The sequence below is a fragment of the Streptomyces sp. NPDC058632 genome, assembly GCF_042717095.1.
In the GTDB taxonomy this organism is placed as follows: domain Bacteria; phylum Actinomycetota; class Actinomycetes; order Streptomycetales; family Streptomycetaceae; genus Streptomyces.
On record NZ_JBHXQZ010000014.1, the window covers coordinates 80,989 to 99,994 of the forward strand.

Here is a 19,006-nt window from a genome sequence, read left to right on the forward strand (position 1 = left end):
GACTACCTCCCCTCCTGCCGTCGGTCGTTCGTGCCGCGGGTCCCGGGCGGGGTCGCGGGTTCCTCCTCGTCCTCGACGATCTCGTCGCGGAGCCGGCTCATCGCGGTCGGCCGGCCCTCCGTCACGGAGGTCTCGCTGAGCAGCGAGCCGAAGATCGACTCCCAGTCGACGCCCATCCGCTCCGGCGCGGCGCCCCGCGAGGTCATCCGGGTGAGCGGGTCGAGCGTCTCGACGACCCGGCGGGCCATCTCGGCCCGTGCCGCGTTGGCGGCCTCCAGCACCGCCGCGGACAGCTGCGGGGCGGCCATGGTCCGGTACTTGCCGTCGAGGAACTCCAGGCTGGTCAGTTCGCCCTTCGCCCCGACACAGACCCGGACCGACCGGTCCGCCGAACGCGCGGTGACCGACGCGGCGTCCAGTTCGGCGCGCGCCGAAGCCGCGGCCTCCTCCGCCGCCTTGAGGTGGGCCATCGCCTGGGCCACACGGTCTTCCATCGACTGACTCAACTCGGTCTCCTCCCCGTCAGCGCCCCAGGGCCTGGGGCGCTCCCCCTTCGTCGGTGCCCCAGACGTCCTCGTCCTCGGCGAGCCAGGTGGTGCGTTCCCTGTCGCCGCTCTCCGTCTGCGGCCTGCCTTCGCCCGCCCCGCCCATGCCTCCCATGGGCGGCATGAAGGGCATGCTGCTGCTGGTCTGCGTGCCCTTGGACACGACGCGGTGTTCCTCGTCGTCGACGGTCGGCGTGTTGGCCGCCACCCTGCCGGACCGGGCGACGCCCGGCTCGATGACGTTCCTGACGCGCTCGCCGGAGTTCCCACCGGCCTCGCCGCCGCCGGCGCCCCGCGCCATCGGCGGATACATCCCCGGCGATCCCGCTCCCGTGCCGGCGCCGTCCGCGGAGGCGGCCGCCAGGCTGCCGCCGCTCTGCGGGCGTCCCAGCGCCGAGGAGAGGTCGTCCTGGTTGTAGAGGTTGTCGTTGAAGACGGAGGAGTACGCCGATCCGGCCGAACCCGTCGGTGTGCCGCCCGAGTTGTAGGCGGAGAGGTCGGGAGGCTCGGGAAGGTCCGCGATGCGCTGGCGGATCAGCTCGTCGATGTTCTTGTCGTCGGCGTTGATCCGGTCGTACTCGGCCTGGATGTCGCCCATGCGCTCGTCGTACTCGGCCCTGGCGTCCTTCCGCGCCTGCTCCGCGTCGGTACGCGCCTGGTCCCGTTCCTCCTGGGCGGCGGCCTTCTCCCGCTCGTACTCGCTCCTGGCATCGGCCTCGGCGGCGTCGGCCCGTTCGACGGCCTCCCGTTCGGCGGCGTCGATCTCCGCGATCCGGTCGTCGTACTCCTGCCGGGCGCGGGTCTCGTCGGTGCCGGCGGCTATCTCGCGCTCGTACTCCTGGCGCGCCTGCGCCCGCTCCTGCTCGGCCTCTTCCCGCGCCTGGTCCCGCTGCTCCTGGGCGGCGGCCTTCTCCTGCTCGTACTCCTGCCTGGCCGCCTCCTCCTGACGGTCGGCCTCCCGCACGGCGGCCTCGCGCTCGGCGCGGGCCTCGGCCTTCTGCTCCTCGTAGTCGGCCTGCGCTTCGGACTTGGCCTGCTCGGCCTCCAGCCTGGCCTGCTGCTTCTCGACCACGGCCTCACGGCGGGCCTGCTCCTGCTGGGCCTCGGCGTCGGCCCTGGCGTCGGACTGCTCCTGCTTGGCGGCTTCCCTCTCCTGCTCGTACTCGGCCCTGGCCGCGTCCTGTTCGGCCTGGGCGGCGGCCTTCTCCTTCGCGGCCTCTTCCTTGGCCGCTTCCTGCTCGGCCTTCGCCGCCGCCTTCTCCTGCTCCGCCTCGGCCTTCGCCTGGGCCTGCTCCTCCTTGGCCGCGGCCTTCTCGGCGGTCGCTTCGGCCTTGGCGGCCTCCTGTTCCTTCTCCGCCTCGGCCTTGGCGGCCTGCTGCTCGGCCTTGGCTTCCGCCTTCTCCTTCTCCGCCTCGGCCTTGGCGGCTTCCTGCTCTGCCTTGGCCTCGGCCTTCTCCTTCTCCGCCTCGGCCTTGGCGGCTTCCTGCTCCTTCTCGGCCTCGGCCTTCGCCTGAGCCTGTTCCTGCTTGGCGGCTTCCTTCTCGGCGGCGGCCTCGGCCTTGGCGGCCTCCTGCTCTGCCTTGGCCTCGGCGCGGTCGGCGTCGTTCTGGGCCTGGGCCCGTTCGCGTTCCTTCTTCGCCTCGTCCTGCGCCTTCTGGTTCTGGGCGAGGACGAAGGCCTGCTGTTCGGCGGCCTCCGCCTTGGCTGTGGCCTTCTCCTTGGCGGCCTCTTCCTTGGCGGCCTGCTGCTCCGCCTTGGCTTCCGCCTTCTCCTTCTCCGCCTCCGCCTTGGCGGCCTCCTGCTCGGCCTTGGCCTCCGCCTTCTCCTTCTCCGCCTCCGCCTTGGCTTCCGCCTTCTCCTTCTCCGCCTCCGCCTTGGCGGCCTCCTGCTCGGCCTTGGCCTCCGCCTTCTCCTTCTCCGCCTCGGCCTTGGCCTCCGCCTTCTCCTTCTCCGCCTCCGCCTTGGCGGCCTCCTGCTCGGCCTTGGCCTCCGCCTTCTCCTTCTCGGCCAGCGCCTTGGCTTCCGCCTTCTCCTTCTCCAGCGCGGCCTTCTCGGCGTCGCGCTCCGCCTTGGCCTCCGCCTTCTCCTTCTCGGCCAGCGCCTTGGCGGCGTCCGCCTCTTCTTTCGCCTTCTTCTTCTCGGCGTCCGATTCCGCTTTGGCGGAGATCTCCGAAAGAGGCCGGCTGTCCCTGTCGGTTATGCTGGTGTCAAAGGCGTCTTGAGCGGTTTTGAACGCTTTGTGGATTTCGACGATGGCCGTGGCGCCCGCCGTGCTGAGCCAGTCCTGCACCGACTGCTCCCACCGGCGCACCGCCTCGTCGCCGATCGCCTTCCACGTCGCCATCTCGCTCGGTCTGCCGTACGACTTGCCCTCGATGACGATGTCGTTCTGGAAACCGGCCGTCGCCACCACGTTGTTGTGCCAGGACGTGTACATCCCGGAGCCGTAGCTCACCGTTTCGATGTCGGTCTTGTCGTACTGGGTGTCGAAGAGCGTCAGGCGGGCGTCCTCGAGCATGTCGTAGAGCCAGCGCTGCGGATTGCTCTCGGCCTTCCACGCCTCCCAGGCGTCGTAGAGGTTCTGTGCCTGGGTGAGGATGATCTGCTGGGCCTCGGCGAGGGCGCGGGCCGGCTCGGACGTCACCGTCACACCGTCGACGGTGAGGGCGGTGCCCTCACCGCCCTCACCGTTGAGCTGGTCCGCGTACCCCTCGTAGTTCCGTGCCAGTTTGTGGATGAGTTCTTTGAAGATGGCGGCCGAGGTGCCGTCCCAGGAGTCGCTGCCCTCTCCGATGTCCTCGGTGTCCCACTTGCCGACGGTGGCCTGGCTGTCCTCGAAGAACTTGACGACCCGGTCGAACGCCTGGCCGGCCTCCGTGAAGGACCGCAGGTCGACGTAGTTGGCGTCGTCCACCTTGATGCCACGGTTCGTGTACCCGTGGGTGGAGTAGGGCCACATGGTCAGCTGCGAGAGGGCGTCCCTGGAACCGTAGAGGTACTGGACCAGGAAATTGGTGTCCCAGTCGAGTTTCTCCCCCTCCTTGTTCCAGCCGCCCTTGTCCTTCAGGACCTCACTGGTCTTCGTGTAGCCCGGAATGATGTCGTCACCGCTCGGCGGCCAGGCCTGGCCCGAACCGAGAAAGGTGATGTACGCCCGGTACCGGTAGAGGTAGCTGCCCTCGGACACCTCCGCGTCGTCACCGCTGGGACGGTAGAACGGAAGAGTGTAGTCGGTGTTCTTGGTCTTCCAGCCACTGGGGGAAAGGAACCCGGACGAATACTCCGGCCCGCCCTCCTTGTCCAGCCGGACGTGGATCAACGGGATGCCGTCGTTGCCCTTCAGATTGTCGAACAACGTGCTCCGCTCCGGCAGGATGTAGCCGGTGAGCATGTCAACTGCCTTTTTCCAGTTGTCGTTGTTGTTGTCTTCGGGGTTGGCCATCGCCGAGCTCCGCGAGGTGGTGGGGAGGAGAACTACCGGGTGTGCGTCGAAGCGCCCTGGGTCACCTGATGTCCGACGACCCGGTCAGTCCTCGTCGGGGGCACCCTGATTGTCGAAGTCGCTGTCGACGTCCTCGAAGATGTCCATGAACTCGTCCGCGGTGATGCTCTCGAGGTTCTTGCCCTGACTCTTGGCCAGTTGGTCGATGGTGTCCCACAACGCCTCCTCGAGGTCCTCGAAGAGGACTCCCTGCGCCTCGAGGATCCGCTCGACCTCGCCCGCGCCCTTCTGGATGACCCCGTTCAGGGCACCCCCGCCGACCGAGCTGTTCTCTCCGGCCATGAGCCCGATGACGAGTGGCTTCGCAGCCTCGATCGTGGTGGTCGAGATGGCGTCCGCGATGTACGAGATCGCCGGGCCGGCGTGCGCGTCGTCTTTGAGGATGTTCTCCAGTGTCTTCCTGAAGTCGGTGATCTGGTTGTTGATGAACTGTCTCAGGAATTCGCTGTCAAGGACCGTGACGGCCACGTCATCACCCTTCCGTCACCGGCAGTGGTCAGCGGCCGCCGATGCGGATGTCGCTCCACCGCTGCGACAGGTTCTGCTCCGTGTAGCGGTAGTTGTTGGAGATGTCGGTGAGCAGGTGGGAGTGGTTGGCCAGCAGGTTCTTGATGTTCTCGACAGCGTTGTCCCACTTCGCCTGGACCTCGCTGTACACCTCCCGGTCGTCACCGATCCAGCTGTTCCTGAGCTCGGCCAGCTCCATCTCGAGGTTGGCCAGGATGCTCATGATCGCCTTCGACTGGCTGACCATGTCGTCCGCCGCGCCTTCGGCGTGGTTGTAGTCGACGTAGATGTAACCGTCGGAGAAGTCCATCGGAATTCCTCGATTCGCCGCGGGAACCGCGGGTTATGGAAGATGTGCGCGGCACGGTCTGTGGGCGGGACCGTGGCCGCCGGGCGGTGATCGCCTTGAGCGTGTGCGGGGCGTTGCCGTGGGGCGGCGGGCAGGCGCGGGCAGGCGCCGTCGGGTGCACGCGCCGACGGTGGGACGGGTGGCCCTGTCGGCCGGGGACGTCAGTTGCCGGAGGTGTTGGTGCCGTTGAGCTCGTCGAACACGGCGGTGGAGCGCGAGTACTCCTGGTCGATGATCTCGCTCGAGGAGCCCTGCACCAGGCCGTGCTCCGTGAGGGTGGTGTTGAGCTCGTCGACCATCCGGTCGAGGTTGATCAGGATGGTGTCGACGTGGCTGTCCCACTGCTCGAGCAGCGACTTGTACTTGCCGCCGTCCGCGCCGCCGTAATTGGCGGCGAGGTTGTGCGAGGTGGACTGGACGTCCTGCTGACAGCGCTGGACGCCGCTGAAGGCCTGTTCCAGCGCCATGATCCCGTTGCGGGTCGCCTGTTCTTCGGACTGCTGCATGGCCATGAGAGAACTCCCTTTCGGCGAATTTCACCGACCTGTGGATCCCACATCACCCCGTGGGCAGACAGGGTGTCCCTGCGATCACCAGGTGGTTCGCCGGGTCATGGGGCGGCCAAATGCTATGCGCGCCACAAGTTGTTTGGCAATTTCCCTCGGGACGCCCAAGGCACCCCCATATCCCGGTTTCCGGCGCTCGATTGAGCAGGTGTGGAGAATTCGCGGCGCTCACCTGAGCAGCGGCGCGACAGGGGCCGGACAGATCGGGCATCACCTTCTTCCGTACGGCACCGCCGGTCGTCCGGTTTAACACGAGGTGACATCCCCGAATCCAAGATTTTCCCTGTCGGATGACTTACCTCGGGCCGGATTGCTCCCGCTGGTCCCCGCTCGTCCCCCGGTCCCGCGGGCAGCGCAGCGTCACCCGGGCCTCGCCCGAGGAGGCCGCCTCGGGGGTGAGGTCGGGGCCGCTGGGCAGCATGGCCAGCATCGGGGACGGCATGGTCCGCTCCTCGACGCCCTCGTAGCCCAGCGCCTCGACGCCCTCCTGGGACAGCAGTCGGTACTTCACGCCCGTGTCCGTCACCAGGTACGTGGTGTCGCCCATGGCGCTGCCGCTCGCGCTCAACGCCCTTACCAGCGCGCCCTTCCCTGCTCGTACCGCGATGGAGTCGACCTTCAGGCAGGCCGGTACGACCTCGGCTGCGGGCGGCTGGACGGGCTCGGGCAGCGCGTTCTCGGGCAGCACGGACGTGCCGACCCGGACGCCGCCGTCCGCGGAGTCGACGGCCGCGCAGGCGGCGGAGCCGACGCCGACCACGACCGCCTCCGGCGGGGTCTGGGGCAGCTTCGCCGCGTTCACCGCGGCGCTCGCGGAGTCCGGGGCGAGATGCTCCGTCAGCGTGTCCGCCCCGAGCGTCGCCACGGTCACGGCGCCGCCGTCGTAGGCCTTCTCGCGGGTCTGCGGGTCGCCCAGCAGGAGGGTCGCGCCGGTGGCCGTGAGCGGCACCAGGCCCTCCTTGGTGAGCAGGTGGTAGCGGGGGGCCGAGCCGGGTACGTCGATCCGGAACAGCTGCCCGACCCTGGTGGCGCGCCCGGCCAGTTCGGGCCCCTTCCCGCCCCGGCCCGGTACGTCGGCCGGGGACAGGTCGGGCCCCTGCGGGAAGGAGTCGAGGAAGGCGGCGGAGACGGGGCGCGGGATGACGCTTCCGTAGCCGAGGGCCTCGGCCGCGTTCGCGCGCTCGTCCAGGCGGAGCCGGCTGCCCTGCCACAGCAGGTAGGCGGCGTCGCCCGGTCCGGTGACCAGCAGGCCGTCCCGCTCGCCCAGTTGCCGTGCGCCGGGGGCGTTGTGCGGTGTGTCGGTGCCGAGGGCGAGGGTCGTGGTGGCCGCGACGACACCGGTCGACCTCGGACGGACGCCCGAGCAGACCAGCCACGGCGTACGGTCCAGGTCGCCGGTGCCCGGCAGTGCCTCGGGGCCGTCGGGTATGCCGATGGGGGTGCCGTGCGGGGTGCCGGCCAGCGAGGACGTGCCGACCGTGGTGACGCCGAGGTCGCCGCCGGCGATCAGCCGGGCCGACGCGTAGTTGCGGACCGGGCGCAGCCGCCCGTCGAGGTACAGGTAGCGCGCGCCGGTCTGCTTGTCGACGACCAGGTTCTCGCCGGAGCGCCAGGAGTTGTTGCCGCCGGGCTGGATGAGACCGAAGACGAAGGCGCCGGCGCACACCAGCACGGCGATGATCACGCCGATCGCGGCGCCGCGGTTGGTCCGGCCCAGAGGGCTCTCCGGGTCGTCGGGCTCGGCGCGCAGCATGGCCGAGGCCAGCCTCCCCATGACGAAGAGGTGCGCCTGTACTTGGTCCCGTTTGCTGTGCATGCTCGCCGTTCTTTCGGGTTCAGCCGTTGATGCCGCGGAGCCAGCCGTAGACGCCCATGGACCAGAGCGTCAGCGGCAGGATGCTGATGGCGGCGAGTGAGTGCAGCAGTTCGGCCGCGCGCCCCCAGTACGGGACGAGCCGCCGGCCGGGGACGGTCCACGAGGCGATGGCGAGGGCGGCCGCGAGGCCCATCAGGCCGGCCGTCAGGGTCAGCCGGTCCGTCGGACCCAGGGAGCGGGCGGACACGGACAGCAGCAGGACCACGCCCCAGGCGCCGGCGGTGGTCAGCGCGAGACGCTGCCAGACGTTGCCGAGCCCCCTGCTGTGCAGCAGCAACAGGAGCGAGAGGGCCACCACGGTGAGGATCTCGGCGAGGCCCGGGTCGGCGGCGAGCGCCACCAGGCAGGGCAGGCAGATGAGGCCGATGGCGCCGTAGAGGGCGGTCATCCAGCCGTCGGCCAGCGTGGACCGCACCTCGACGTCGGAGGCGGGGTACGGGTCGATGCCCTGCTGCAGTTGCTGGACGTTGGTGGGCAGCGGCGGCATCCGCATGCCGGAGAGCCGGAACGACAGCGAGGGGACGAACCCGCCGAACAGGACGACCACGACGGCGACCACCCCGGCGGCCTGCTCCGGCGCCAGGTTCAGGGTGATCAGGGTGGCGCCGAGCGCTCCGGCCGCGGCGACGCAGGCCACGCCGATGAACAGCGCCGGGTACACGCCGACCGCCGCGAGGGCGAGCACCGCTCCCGCGCCGCCGGCCGCCGACGCCGCCAGCAGGCGTGCGCCCAGGACGGCTTCGCCGTCGGCCCCGCCCAGGTCGCCGCCGGGCAGCAGCCAGCCGGCCAGGGCGAAGTAGGGGCCGGCCATGAGGCCGAGCGCCGAGCCGGCTCCGGCGTCGCCGACGGCGCGGGTCGCGGAGCCGGCACCGGCGAGCAGCAGCAGTCCGGCCGCGCCGGCGGCGACGGCCCGGATCCAGCCCTCGGTTCCCGGCAGGGCGAGCAGCACCATGCCGAGGGCGAGGGCGACCACGGCCAGGCCGCGCAGGAGCCGGCGGCCGGCCTCGGGGCTCCAGCCGTGCGGGCGTTGCTGCATGGTGCCCGAGATGCCGTCGACCAGGTCGTCGAGGTGCACTTCGGGCAACGCCTCGGCGCGGGGACGCAGATAAAGCTCCTCGCCGTCCCGCAGACCGAGGGAGTCCAAGGTACTCTCGGGGTCGAGCGGTGGGCCGCCGAGGCGTTGCAGCACCCAACCGCCGTGCTCCAGGCCTGCTTCCTCCAGGTCGTCCCCTCCGTAACCGATCACTGTGGGCAGCAGATCGGCGACGGGAACGTCGGAGGGCACGGCCAGGTCGACGGTCCTGGCCGGAGCACGTACGGTGACGCGGCACAGGCTTGCCGCCTGAATGTCAGTCATGGGCTTCGGGTTCACGCTTTCTGGCGGACCACGGGGTGCGCGGTGGCTGGAAGGTGGCAGCGGCACATCGGTCGGTCGCTGCGTCGCGACGGAACGTCGGACGGGGCACGCGCCGACGAGTTTGACGGCAGTCCGGGCCTTTTCGCAACACCGGTCAAGAATTCAGCGTTCGGGAACCCTGCGGTAATTTTCCCGCAGCCATGGCGCGGGACTGTGACGCGTTGCGCTCCGGCGTTTCATCTCTCCCGCGCCCCGCCGGACTTCGGAGCGGACTTCGAGGTGGACTTCACGGGGGGCGTTTTCCCGGCAGGCGCGTGCAGGTGGACACCGGGCAATCCCGTGCCATTGCCGCGGAATTGTTCCGAGATCATTGAGGAGGCCATTCGTTGAGCGTGATCCTGTTCCGCAGGCCGGCACGCCGCAGAGGACCGGAATTGCCGTCGGGGGAGCTGAGTCTCCAGGAACCGCCGACCCTTCCGGAAGTCGTGCCGGACAGTTCCGCGGTATGGACATACTTGCCGATGGCACTGATGTCGGTCTCCATGATGCTGATGTTCATGCGGCCCGGCATGAGCCGGTCCAGCGGCGGGTTCATCTACATCGCGCTCGGTGTGATGGTGATCGCGTCCGCCGGCATGATGCTCGGTCAGGTCATGCGCCGCAACGGCGAGCGCAAGCAGCGGATGAAGGGCGAGCGTCGCGACTACCTGCGCTATCTGCGCCAGACCCGGCGCAAGGTGCGGACGTCCATCGTCGACCAGCAGCGCGCCCTGGCCTGGCGGCACCCCGAGCCCGACGCGCTGTCGTCGCTGGTGCGCAGCACCCGGCTGTGGGAACGGCGGGCGTCCGACGAGGACTTCGCGGAGGTCCGGATGGGCGTCGGCGACCAGCGGCTGGCGATGAAGCTGACGCCGCTGTCGACGAAGCCCGTGGAGGACCTGGAGCCGCTGTCCGCGCACGCGCTGCGCAGCTTCACCCGCGCCTATTCGACGGTGCGGGACCAGCCCATCGCGATCTATCTGCGGGCCTGGTCGAAGGTGCTGCTGCGGGGTGAGGAGGAGCACGTACGGGCTCTGACACGTTCCCTGCTCGCGCAGTTGGCGGTGTTCCACTCCCCCGACGACCTGTGGATCGCGCTGTGCGTCTCGGACGAGCGGCGCTCCGAGTGGGAGTGGGCGAAGTGGCTCCCGCACAGTCTGCACCGGCACGAGGAGGACGGCGCCGGGCCGGCCCGCATGATCGCCTCGGCGTTCAACGAGCTGGAGGGCCTGCTCGGTGCCGAGTTCCACGAGCGGCCCGGCGCCGACCCGGACGCGGTACCGGGGCGCGAGGAGCCGTACACGGTGATCGTGATCGACGGGTGCACGGTGCCGGCGGGCCACCGGTTCGACGGGCACGGGTTCCGCAACGCGGTGGTGCTCGACCTGTCCGGGTCCCTGGCCTGGAAGCCCGGACGGACCACGCTGCGGCTCGAGGTGGAGGAGAACGGCGTCGCGCTGGTGCGCACCGACCGGGACCGCAAGGAGCAGTCGACGGTGCTCGGCAGGCCCGACCGGCTGGGTCCGGTGGGGGCGCGGGCGCTGGCCCGGCTGCTCGCGCCGTACCGGATGAGCATGGGCGGCGACGACTCGAAGCCGTTCTCCGACAACGTCGAGCTGACCTCGCTGCTGAACATCCCCGATCTGCACCGGCACGAGCCGGCCACGCTGTGGGAGCGGTACACGGGCAGTGCCCGGCTGCGGGTGCCGATCGCGGTCAGCGGCGAGGGCCGGCCGGTGGAGCTGGACATCAAGGAGTCCGCGCAGGGCGGTACGGGTCCGCACGGCATGCTCATCGGCGCCACCGGTTCCGGCAAGAGCGAACTGCTGCGCACCCTCGTGCTGTCGCTGGCCCTGACGAACTCGTCCGAGACGCTGAACTTCGTCCTCGTCGACTTCAAGGGCGGCGCCACCTTCCTCGGCCTGGACGAGCTTCCGCACACCTCCGCGGTCATCACCAACCTCGCGGACGAGGTGTCGCTGGTCGCCCGGATGCAGGACGCCCTGCACGGTGAGCTGATCCGCCGCCAGGAGCTGCTGCGGGCGGCCGGCAACTACACCTCCGCCCTGGAGTACGAGAAGGCGCGCCAGTCCGGGGTGCCGTTGCAGCCGCTGCCGAGCCTGTTCGTGGTGGTCGACGAGTTCAGCGAACTGCTGTCCGCGCACCGCGACTTCATGGAACTGTTCGTGATGATCGGCCGCCTCGGACGCAGCCTCGGGGTACATCTGCTGCTGGCGTCGCAGCGGCTGGACGAGGGCCGTATGCACCAGCTGGAGAGCCATCTGTCGTACCGGATCGGTCTGCGGACCTTCTCCGCGATGGAGAGCCGCGGCGTGCTGGGCGTGCCGGACGCGTACGAGCTGCCCGCGCAGCCGGGTGCCGGTTTCCTCAAGAGCGGTGTCGACGCGCTGACCCGGTTCCGTGCCGCGTACGTCTCCGGTCCGTACCGGCGGCGGCGTGCCCTCGTGCAGGCGCAGGTGGCCCGTCAGGTGGTGCCGTGGACGGCTCAGTGGGTGGTGCCGCGCGCGCCCGCCGACCCGGATCCCGCGGGTGGGCCCGGCGAGGAGGAAGAGGCGGAGAGCCCGGAGGGAGAGGGCGGCGACGCGGAGAGCGGCGAGACGTTGCTGTCGGTGGCGCTGGACCGGCTGCGCGGTTCGGGGCCGCCCGCCCATCAGGTGTGGCTGCCGCCGCTGGGCGCGCCGGCCACCCTGGACCAGATCCTGCCTCCGCTGGCGCCGGACGCGCGCTACGGCCTGACGACGGCCGACTGGCCGCTGCGGGGCCGGCTCACCGTGCCGGTGGGTGTGGTGGACCGGCCGTTCGACCAGCTGCGCGATCTGCTGACGGTGGACCTGTCGGCGGCCGGCGGTCATGTGGCCATCGCCGGTGGCCCGCAGAGCGGCAAGAGCACCCTGCTGCGGACGCTCATCACCGGTCTCGCGCTCACCCACACCCCGCGCGAAGTGCAGTTCTACTGCCTGGACTTCGGCGGCGGCACGCTCGCGGCACTGGACGGGCTGCCGCACATGAGCGGGGTGGCCGCGCGCGTGGACACCGAGCGGGTGGGCCGGACGATCTCCGAGGTGAGCACGCTGCTCAGCAGGCGGGAGCGGTTCTTCCTGGAGCACGGCATCGACTCCATGCCCACGTACCGCAAGCGGCGCGCGGCGGGCGAGTTCCCGGACGAGCCGCACGGGGACGTCTTCCTGGTCATCGACGGCTGGTCGACCGTGCGTCAGGACTTCGACCGGCACATTCCGACCTTCAACGCGCTGGCCGCCCGCGGGCTCAACTACGGCGTCCATCTGCTGATCACCACCGCCCGCTGGGTGGAACTGTCGTCCTCGGTGCGCGACCAGACCGGTACGCGGCTGGAGCTGCGGATGGGTGACCCGATGGACTCGCAGATCGACTCCCGCAGGGCGGCGACGATTCCGCGCAGTCCGGGGCGGGGTCTGACCTCCGACAAGCTGCACTATCTGTCGGCGCTGCCGCGCGTCGACGGGGTGGAGGACGCCGACGACCTCGCCGACGGGGTCGCGGGGCTGGTCTCGGCGATCAGCGAGAACTGGCCGGGACCAACCGCGCCCCGGGTACGGATGCTGCCGGCCTCGCTGCCCGTCGAGGAGCTGCCCGAGCCGGAGGGCGAGCAGGGCCTGCGCATCGCCATCGGCCTGGACGAGAACGAACTCGCGCCGGTGTGGCACGACTTCACCGAGAACCCGCACATGATCGTGGTGGGCGACAGCGAGTCCGGCAAGACGAACCTGCTGCGGGTGATCGCCCGGGGCATCACCGAGCGGTACACCCCCTCCGAGGCCCGCATCATGACGGTGGACTACCGGCGGGAGCTGGTGGAGAGCGTCCCGGAGCGCTACCGGCTCGGTCACGCGGTCTCCACGGACATGCTGAAGGACCTGGTGGACGGGGCGGCCAGGGCGGTGAAGCAGCGGGTGCCCGGCGAGGACATCGCGCCGTCGCGGATGCGGCTGTGCGACTGGTGGCAGGGGCCGCGGCTGTTCATCCTGGTCGACGACTACGACATGGTCGGCAGCGGTCCCATGTCGCAGCCGTTCGCCCCGCTGCTGGACCATCTCGCACTCGGCCACGAGGTCGGCCTGCACCTGATCGTGGCGCGCTCCTCCGCGGGCGCCGGGCGCGGCCTCAACGAGTCGCTGCTGCGCCGGCTCCAGGAGGTCAACACGCCCGGCCTGCTGATGTCCTGCCCGCCCAGCGAGGGTTACCTCTTCGGCAGCGTGAAGGGCCGCGAACTGATTCCCGGCCGCGCGGTGCGCATAGCCCGCCGCAAGACCGTCCAGATCCAGACCGCCCTGGTGGAGAACCCCAACTGATGCCCCTTTCCCACCCCGCACACCGGCCCGCCCCGGGCCGGGCCCCGGCCCGGCCGACGGCCGGGCCCGCGGCACGCGCGGGGCGCGGGGGGCGGGGCGGGCGTGGGCTACTGGCCCGTGGGGGTGCTCCGGGGGTGGGGGCCCGGGGGGGTCCAGTTGCGGGCCCGGCCCCGGGGGACGACCGCGGCGGCGGCTCCGAGCAGGAGGACGATCGCCAGGCCCACCGCGGCGATGGTCAGGGAGCGCCGGTGGGGGGTCGGGTCGGCCGGGGCGGCCATGTGCGCCGGGGCCGGTTCGGCCGGGGACGCCGTGTGCGGGTCCGGGACGACGGTCAGGGCCGCGTACGGGTCGAGCCGGGGTGTGTCCGACGGGTAGGCGGCGGCGAGGAGCTGCCGGGAGACCTCGTGTGCGGTCAGCTCGGGCCGGTAGGCGCGGACGAGTGCGGCGGCGCCCGCGGTGCCCGCCGCGGCCAGCGAGGCTCCGGAGCCGATGTAGTGGCCCGCGCCCCGGGGGCCGACGCTGACCATGCCGCTGCCGGGTGCGGACAGGTCGGGTTCGTGGGCGGGCGGGGCGTTCTTCTGCCGTACGCCGCTCGGCCCGAAGTCCACGACGGCCAGCACGTCCGGCACGGCGGCCGGCCAGTACGGCCCCTCGGGCATCTCCCCGTCGGGTCCGCGTTCCTCGCGGGTCACGGCGTCCGGGGCGGCGGGGGCGACGACCAGGGCGTCGCGCCGGGTGGCGTGGGCGACGGCCTCGGTCAGCTCGGCCCGTCCGGTGCGCAGCGCCTGGCCGACGTAGATGACCTTCGCGCCGCGGTCCGCGGCCTCGCGGATGCCGAGCGCGACGCGTTCCACCGAGGGGGCGCCGCGGTCGTCGGTGCCCTGCAGGGCGAGGATCCCGGCCTCGGGGGCGACGCCGGTGATGCCGCTGCCCGTCCGGGGCGCGGCGGCGATGAGGCCGGCGGCGAAGGTGCCGTGGCCCACGCAGTCCTCGTCGGCGCCGTCGACGGCCGTCACCCGCCCGGACAGGCCGGGGACGCCGGGGGCGACGCCGGTGTCGACCACCGCGACGGTCACCCCGCCGCCGCGGGTGATCCGCTGGGCCCGCGGCAGCCCGAGCGTGGTCTGCGACCACGCCGCCTTGGTGGCCGTCTCCTCCGACTCCCCGGTGCAGGGGTTGTCCTCGCCGAGCCGGACGGGCAGCGGGGGCAGCAGGGTGGTCCCCGGGTCGTCACCGGAGGCCCCCGACGGGGCGCCGGACGCGTGGGGCGCGGCCGGTGCGGCGAGGGCGGGCCCGCAGGTGACCGGCAGGACGACGGCGACGGCGACGGCCGGCGCGAGACGCGCACACCGGTATTTCATGACTTTCCGCATGAAGTGCATGATATGCACATGACACGCTCGGGCGCACGCCCCCGCGTCCACGGCCTGATCCGCCGGACAGGCGCCGGGCGCGGCGAGTCGAAGACGCGGCAACACAAGGAGGTTCGAGGCGCGTGGCACGGCAAATACTCACGGTCGACCCGGAACGGTCGGACGGCTTCCAGACGATCGGTGAGGCACTGGCCCAGGCGCGCACCGGGGCGGTGATCCGGGTGCGTCCCGGCCGTTACGCCGAGAACCTCGTCATCCGCAACCGGGTCACGATCGTCGGCGAGGGCGAGCCGGGCACGGTGGAGCTCTGCCCGCGGAGCGGCACCGCCGTCAGCCTCATGGCCGACGCCGTGATGCTCAGCGGTCTCACGATCCGGGGCCGCGACAAGGAGGCGGCGGTCGTGGACGTACCGGCCGGCCAGGCCGCCCTCGACGGCTGCACGGTGACCGGCGCGGGGTGGACGGCGCTGCTGGTGCGCGGCAAGGGCTCGCTGGCCGCCCGCGGCTGCCGGATCGGGAACCCGGGCGGTGCGGGGCTCGTCGACTCCTCGGAGAGCGAAAGCATCGTCGAGGACTGTGTGTTCGAGAACTTCGGCACGTCCGCGGTGGTCATCGGCGAGACGGCCTCGCCGCTGGTGCGCGACTGCCGTATCCGGGGCGCGCGGGCCAACGGCGTCCTCGCCGGCGGTGAGGCCAGGGGCACCGTGGAGGGCTGCGACATCTCCGGCACCGACAAACCGGCCATCGCCCTGGAGGGCCACAGCTCGACCCGGGTGCTGCGGTGCACCGTCCACCACACCTCGGTGGGCCTGCTGGTGTCGAGCATGTCCCGGCCGGAGATCGAGGAGACGACCTTCGAGTCCATCGCGCAGAGCGCCGTCGTCGTCTCCGGCGGGGCCGACCCGCTGCTGACCCGGTGCGTCACCCGGCGCACCAAGAACAGCGGGCTGCTCGTCCTGGACCGCTCGCGCGGCACCCTGGAGGGCTGCGCGTTCCACAGTTCCACGGAGGCCGCGATCCGTGTCGTCGAGGGCAGTTCCCCGCTGCTGCGGGACACCGTGGTGAGCGACTGCGCCGACACCGGCGGGGCGGTGCTGCTCGCGGACGACTCCACGGCCGAGTTCGACCGCCTGGAGGTGCTGGACGCGGCGGGTGTCGGCATCGCGGTGCGTTCCGCCGCCAACCCCCTGCTGCGCCGGGCCCGGGTGGTCGGGGCGGGCGGCCACGGCATCGAGATCACCGACGACGGCCGCGGCCGGCTGGAGCACTGCGAGGTCGAGTCCGCGGGCGGCTGCGGCCTGAGCATCGACGACGACTCCGACCCCGAGGTCAGCGACACCGTGCTGAACTCCGCCGCCCGCTCGGGTGTCGTCGTCGGCGAGCGCGGCCGGGGCGTCCTGCGGGACTGCGAGGTCAACGACAGCGCCGACGCGGGCGTCACCGTGCGGGACGGCGCGGAGATCACCCTGGAGCGGGTCCGGGTGAGCGGTGCGAAGGCCCACGGCATCCAGGTGTCGCGCGGCGGCCGGGCCGCACTCACCGGCTGCGAGGTCGTCGGCAGCACGGGCGACGGCGTACGGATCGACAGCGCCGAGCCGGTGGACGTCACCCGGTGCGTGGTGCGCGACAACCGCGGCGCGGGCCTGCGCCAGAGCCGTGCGAGCGAGCGGCTCTCGGTCGACCAGCTGACCAGCGCGGACAACGGTCTGGCGGACAGCTGGGGCGAGAGCGCCGACCTGAACGCCGAGGACGGCGGCGCGGGCGGGTCCGGCAAGGAGTCGGGACCCCAGAGTCCGCTGGCCGAACTGGAGGCGCTCATCGGCCTGGACAACGTCAAGCACCAGGTGAACACGCTGGTCAACCTGAACCAGCTCGCGGAACGCCGCCGCCGGCTCGGCATGCCGGTGCCGTCGATGAGCCGGCATCTGATCTTCGCCGGGCCGCCCGGCACCGGCAAGACCACCGTCGCCCGCCTCTACGGCAGCATCCTGGCGGATCTCGGCGTGCTGCGCAGCGGGCACCTGGTCGAGGTCGCCCGCGCCGATCTGGTCGCCCAGATCATCGGCGGTACGGCCATCAAGACCACCGAGGCGTTCACCAGCGCGCTGGGCGGCGTGCTGTTCATCGACGAGGCCTACACCCTCACCCCCGAGGGCTCCTCCAACGACTTCGGCCGCGAAGCCGTCGACACCCTGCTGAAACTGATGGAGGACCACCGCGACGACGTGGTCGTGGTGGCGGCCGGATACTCCGAGCAGATGGAGTCGTTCCTGTCCGCCAACCCGGGTCTCGCCTCCCGCTTCACCCGCACCATCGAGTTCGACAACTACGCGGTGGAGGAACTGGTGACCATCACCGAGTCCATGTGCGCCCAGCACCAGTTCGAGCTCGGGCCGCTGACCCGTCAGGCGCTGGCAGTGCGTTTCGAGGCGATGACGCGCGACGCGTCCTTCGGCAACGGCCGCGCGGCCCGCGGGGTGTTCGAGGACATGGTGGACCGGCAGGCGTTCCGGCTCGCGGCGATGGCGGACCCGGCCGAGAACGACCTGACGCTGCTGCTGCCGCAGGACGTCGGGGACCAGGAGGCGGCGGCCGTCGGAGGCGGCGGCACGGGACAGGCCGGAGACGACGCGGTCGACCCGATGGCCGAGCTGGACGCCATGGTGGGCCTCGGCGCCGTGAAGCGGGAGGTCACCGACCTGGTGAGCCTGCTGTCCAACGCCCGGCAGAGGGTCGCGGCGGGGCTGCCCGCCCCCCGGATCAGCAACCACCTGGTCTTCAGCGGACCGCCCGGCACCGGCAAGACCACCGTCGCCCGGCTCTACGCCAAGCTCCTGCACTCGCTGGGGGTGCTCCCCCGCGCCTCCCTGGTGGAGGTGGCACGGGCGGACCTGGTGGGCCAGTACGTCGGCCACACCGCGGCCCGCACCAAGGAGGTCTTCACCGGCGCGCTGGGCGGCGTGCTGTTCATCGACGAGGCCTACACCCTCACCCCCGAGGGGTCCTCCAACGACTTCGGCCGCGAAGCCGTCGACACCCTGCTGAAACTGATGGAGGACCACCGCGACGAGATCGTGGTCGTGGTCGCCGGGTACACCGAGGAGATGGAGCGCTTCCTCGCCTCCAACCCCGGTCTGACCTCGCGGTTCTCCAAGTACGTGCAGTTCGAGGACTACAGCACGGACGAGCTGGTCACCATCGTGTCCCGGCACGCGGCCTCCTCCGGGTACGAGTGCGCCGACGACACCCTCGCGGCGCTGCGCGCCCATGTGGACGCGATCCCGCGCGACCGGTCCTTCGGCAACGCCCGGCTCGCCCGGCAGCTGCTGGAGTCCATGATGACCAGCCAGGCCCGCCGGCTGGGCGGGCTCCAGTCCCCGAGCCTCGCCGACCTCACCACGCTGCTGCCCGAGGACCTGCCGCCCGCGCGGCGGCAGCAGGCGGCCCTGTGAGGCCGCGCCCCGCCGCGCGGTGAGGGCGAACGCCCGCCGGAGAACGTACCGGCGGGCGTTCGTCAGGCTGTCGGACCCCTCACACCCCGCTCACACGGTGAGCCGGACGACTTCCAGCCAGAGGTGCGGCTCCGTCGATCCGCCGAAGATCCACGGGTCGACCGTGTCGCATGCCAGGCCTCCCCAGCCGTGCCCGCCGACGCGGTGGTTCTGGCAGACGTGGCCCTCACCGACGTCGATGATGAAGCCGCTGAGGTTCGGCGCGCCCTGGCTGGAGCTTCCCAGGACCAGGTCGATGCCGTTGGCCGCGCCCTCCCACTCGGTGGTCCATCCGTCCTTCTGGATGAATTCGTTGGCGGACAGGCCCTTGGTCCCCGAGACCGCGATGTTCAGGGCCTTGATGCTCTTGCCCTTGACACCCGCGACGGCTCCGTCGCACCGCGGGGTCTGCCAGCCGACGTCCTTCACGAAGGCCCGGTAGCAGATGTGCCGTCCGGGGTTCGACGCGGCGAGACGCTGGACGGCGGCCCCGGCGGTGTTCGCCGGGAGCTTGGGCGGCGGGTTCTCCACGACCTTCTCGGTCTCCGCCGTCTTCGTCTTCTTCACCGGCTCCGCCGTCTTCCCCGTCTCCTTCTTCTCGACCGGCTCACGGGGCGGCGCCGACGTCAGCACCGGCACGGGTGCCTTGACGACGGGGGTCGGCTCGGCCTTGGGCTTCTTGGCCGACGGCTCCGGCGAGGGCTCGGCCGGCGCGTACGCGCCCTTCGGTATGTCCAGGGGCTCCTCGTCGAGCAGGGTGTCGGAGCCTGCGGCCACCTCCACGTTGTCCTTCTTCGTCCTGCCGTCGTCCGTGGCCCAGATCAGCAGCGGCACGGCGAGCAGGACGACACCGGCGATACCGGCGGCGGCGAGCAGCGGCTTCTTCGGCTTGCCGGACGGCGGTTCGCCCGCCCCGCCCGCGGCAGCCGCACCGGCGGCGCCCGCCGCGCCACCGGCGGCCGCCATGCCGCGCGCCGAACCCTCGGCCTCCGGGGCCGCCTGCGCGCGTGCCTGCGGCTGCGCGCCGAGCGCGGCGGCCGTGCCGGCGG

General features: G+C 71.5%; 11 protein-coding genes. 2 read left to right on the top strand and 9 right to left on the bottom strand.

Translation table 11 applies throughout. From position 1 onward, the window contains the following. Nucleotides 1-2: 2 nt before the first annotated feature. The 7 genes from ACFWVE_RS08290 to eccD form a co-directional block, all read right to left on the bottom strand. Nucleotides 3-506, bottom strand: coding sequence for a YbaB/EbfC family nucleoid-associated protein (locus tag ACFWVE_RS08290; protein ID WP_384009465.1), 504 nt, complete (start codon nt 504-506; stop codon nt 3-5). A 16-nt stretch (nt 507-522) separates the two neighbouring features. Beyond that, a complete protein-coding gene (locus tag ACFWVE_RS08295) occupies nt 523-3,987 on the bottom strand; it encodes an AAWKG family protein (protein WP_384009467.1) in 3,465 nt (1,154 codons plus the stop codon). Between the two features lie 84 nt (nt 3,988-4,071). After that, on the bottom strand, nt 4,072-4,515 hold the full coding sequence (locus ACFWVE_RS08300) for a type VII secretion system-associated protein (RefSeq protein ID WP_384009469.1): 444 nt from the start codon (nt 4,513-4,515) through the stop codon (nt 4,072-4,074). Nucleotides 4,516-4,543: 28 nt separating this feature from the next. Continuing rightward, nucleotides 4,544-4,864, bottom strand: coding sequence for a WXG100 family type VII secretion target (locus ACFWVE_RS08305; protein ID WP_055690800.1), 321 nt, complete (start codon nt 4,862-4,864; stop codon nt 4,544-4,546). 200 nt (nt 4,865-5,064) lie between these two features. Next, nucleotides 5,065-5,415, bottom strand: a complete 351-nt coding sequence (locus ACFWVE_RS08310; protein WP_384009471.1) for a hypothetical protein — start codon at nt 5,413-5,415, stop codon at nt 5,065-5,067. Between the two features lie 349 nt (nt 5,416-5,764). Then, on the bottom strand, nt 5,765-7,285 hold the full coding sequence (gene eccB / locus ACFWVE_RS08315; RefSeq protein ID WP_384009473.1) for a type VII secretion protein EccB: 1,521 nt from the start codon (nt 7,283-7,285) through the stop codon (nt 5,765-5,767). Nucleotides 7,286-7,304: 19 nt separating this feature from the next. After that, nucleotides 7,305-8,702: a type VII secretion integral membrane protein EccD gene (eccD, locus tag ACFWVE_RS08320; protein WP_384009475.1), complete on the bottom strand. Its 1,398-nt coding sequence runs from the start codon at nt 8,700-8,702 to the stop codon at nt 7,305-7,307. 392 nt (nt 8,703-9,094) lie between these two features. Between eccD and eccCa the strand changes: the two genes are divergently transcribed. Beyond that, nucleotides 9,095-13,093, top strand: a complete 3,999-nt coding sequence (gene eccCa, locus ACFWVE_RS08325; protein ID WP_384009487.1) for a type VII secretion protein EccCa — start codon at nt 9,095-9,097, stop codon at nt 13,091-13,093. Between the two features lie 107 nt (nt 13,094-13,200). On the opposite strand, the gene ACFWVE_RS08330 is transcribed toward eccCa, so the two are convergent. Further along, on the bottom strand, nt 13,201-14,466 hold the full coding sequence (locus ACFWVE_RS08330; RefSeq protein WP_384009476.1) for a S8 family serine peptidase: 1,266 nt from the start codon (nt 14,464-14,466) through the stop codon (nt 13,201-13,203). 122 nt (nt 14,467-14,588) lie between these two features. Here ACFWVE_RS08330 and ACFWVE_RS08335 point away from each other — a divergent pair, with 122 nt between their 5' ends. Next, nucleotides 14,589-17,918, top strand: a complete 3,330-nt coding sequence (locus ACFWVE_RS08335; RefSeq protein ID WP_384009477.1) for a right-handed parallel beta-helix repeat-containing protein — start codon at nt 14,589-14,591, stop codon at nt 17,916-17,918. Nucleotides 17,919-18,008: 90 nt separating this feature from the next. Here ACFWVE_RS08335 and ACFWVE_RS08340 read toward each other — a convergent pair. Next, a partial coding sequence (locus ACFWVE_RS08340; protein ID WP_384009479.1) for a hydrogenase expression protein HypA occupies nt 18,009-19,006 on the bottom strand: 998 nt, incomplete at its 5' end.

Bases quoted from the DNA above. Each gene is read 5' to 3' on its own strand.
- eccB (WP_384009473.1), bottom strand. From the start codon at position 7,285: ATGCACAGCAAACGGGACCAAGTACAGGCGCACCTCTTCGTCATGGGG.
- eccD (WP_384009475.1), bottom strand. From the start codon at position 8,702: ATGACTGACATTCAGGCGGCAAGCCTGTGCCGCGTCACCGTACGTGCT.
- ACFWVE_RS08295 (WP_384009467.1), bottom strand. From the start codon at position 3,987: ATGGCCAACCCCGAAGACAACAACAACGACAACTGGAAAAAGGCAGTT.
- ACFWVE_RS08305 (WP_055690800.1), bottom strand. From the start codon at position 4,864: ATGGACTTCTCCGACGGTTACATCTACGTCGACTACAACCACGCCGAA.
- ACFWVE_RS08330 (WP_384009476.1), bottom strand. From the start codon at position 14,466: ATGCGGAAAGTCATGAAATACCGGTGTGCGCGTCTCGCGCCGGCCGTC.
- ACFWVE_RS08310 (WP_384009471.1), bottom strand. From the start codon at position 5,415: ATGGCCATGCAGCAGTCCGAAGAACAGGCGACCCGCAACGGGATCATG.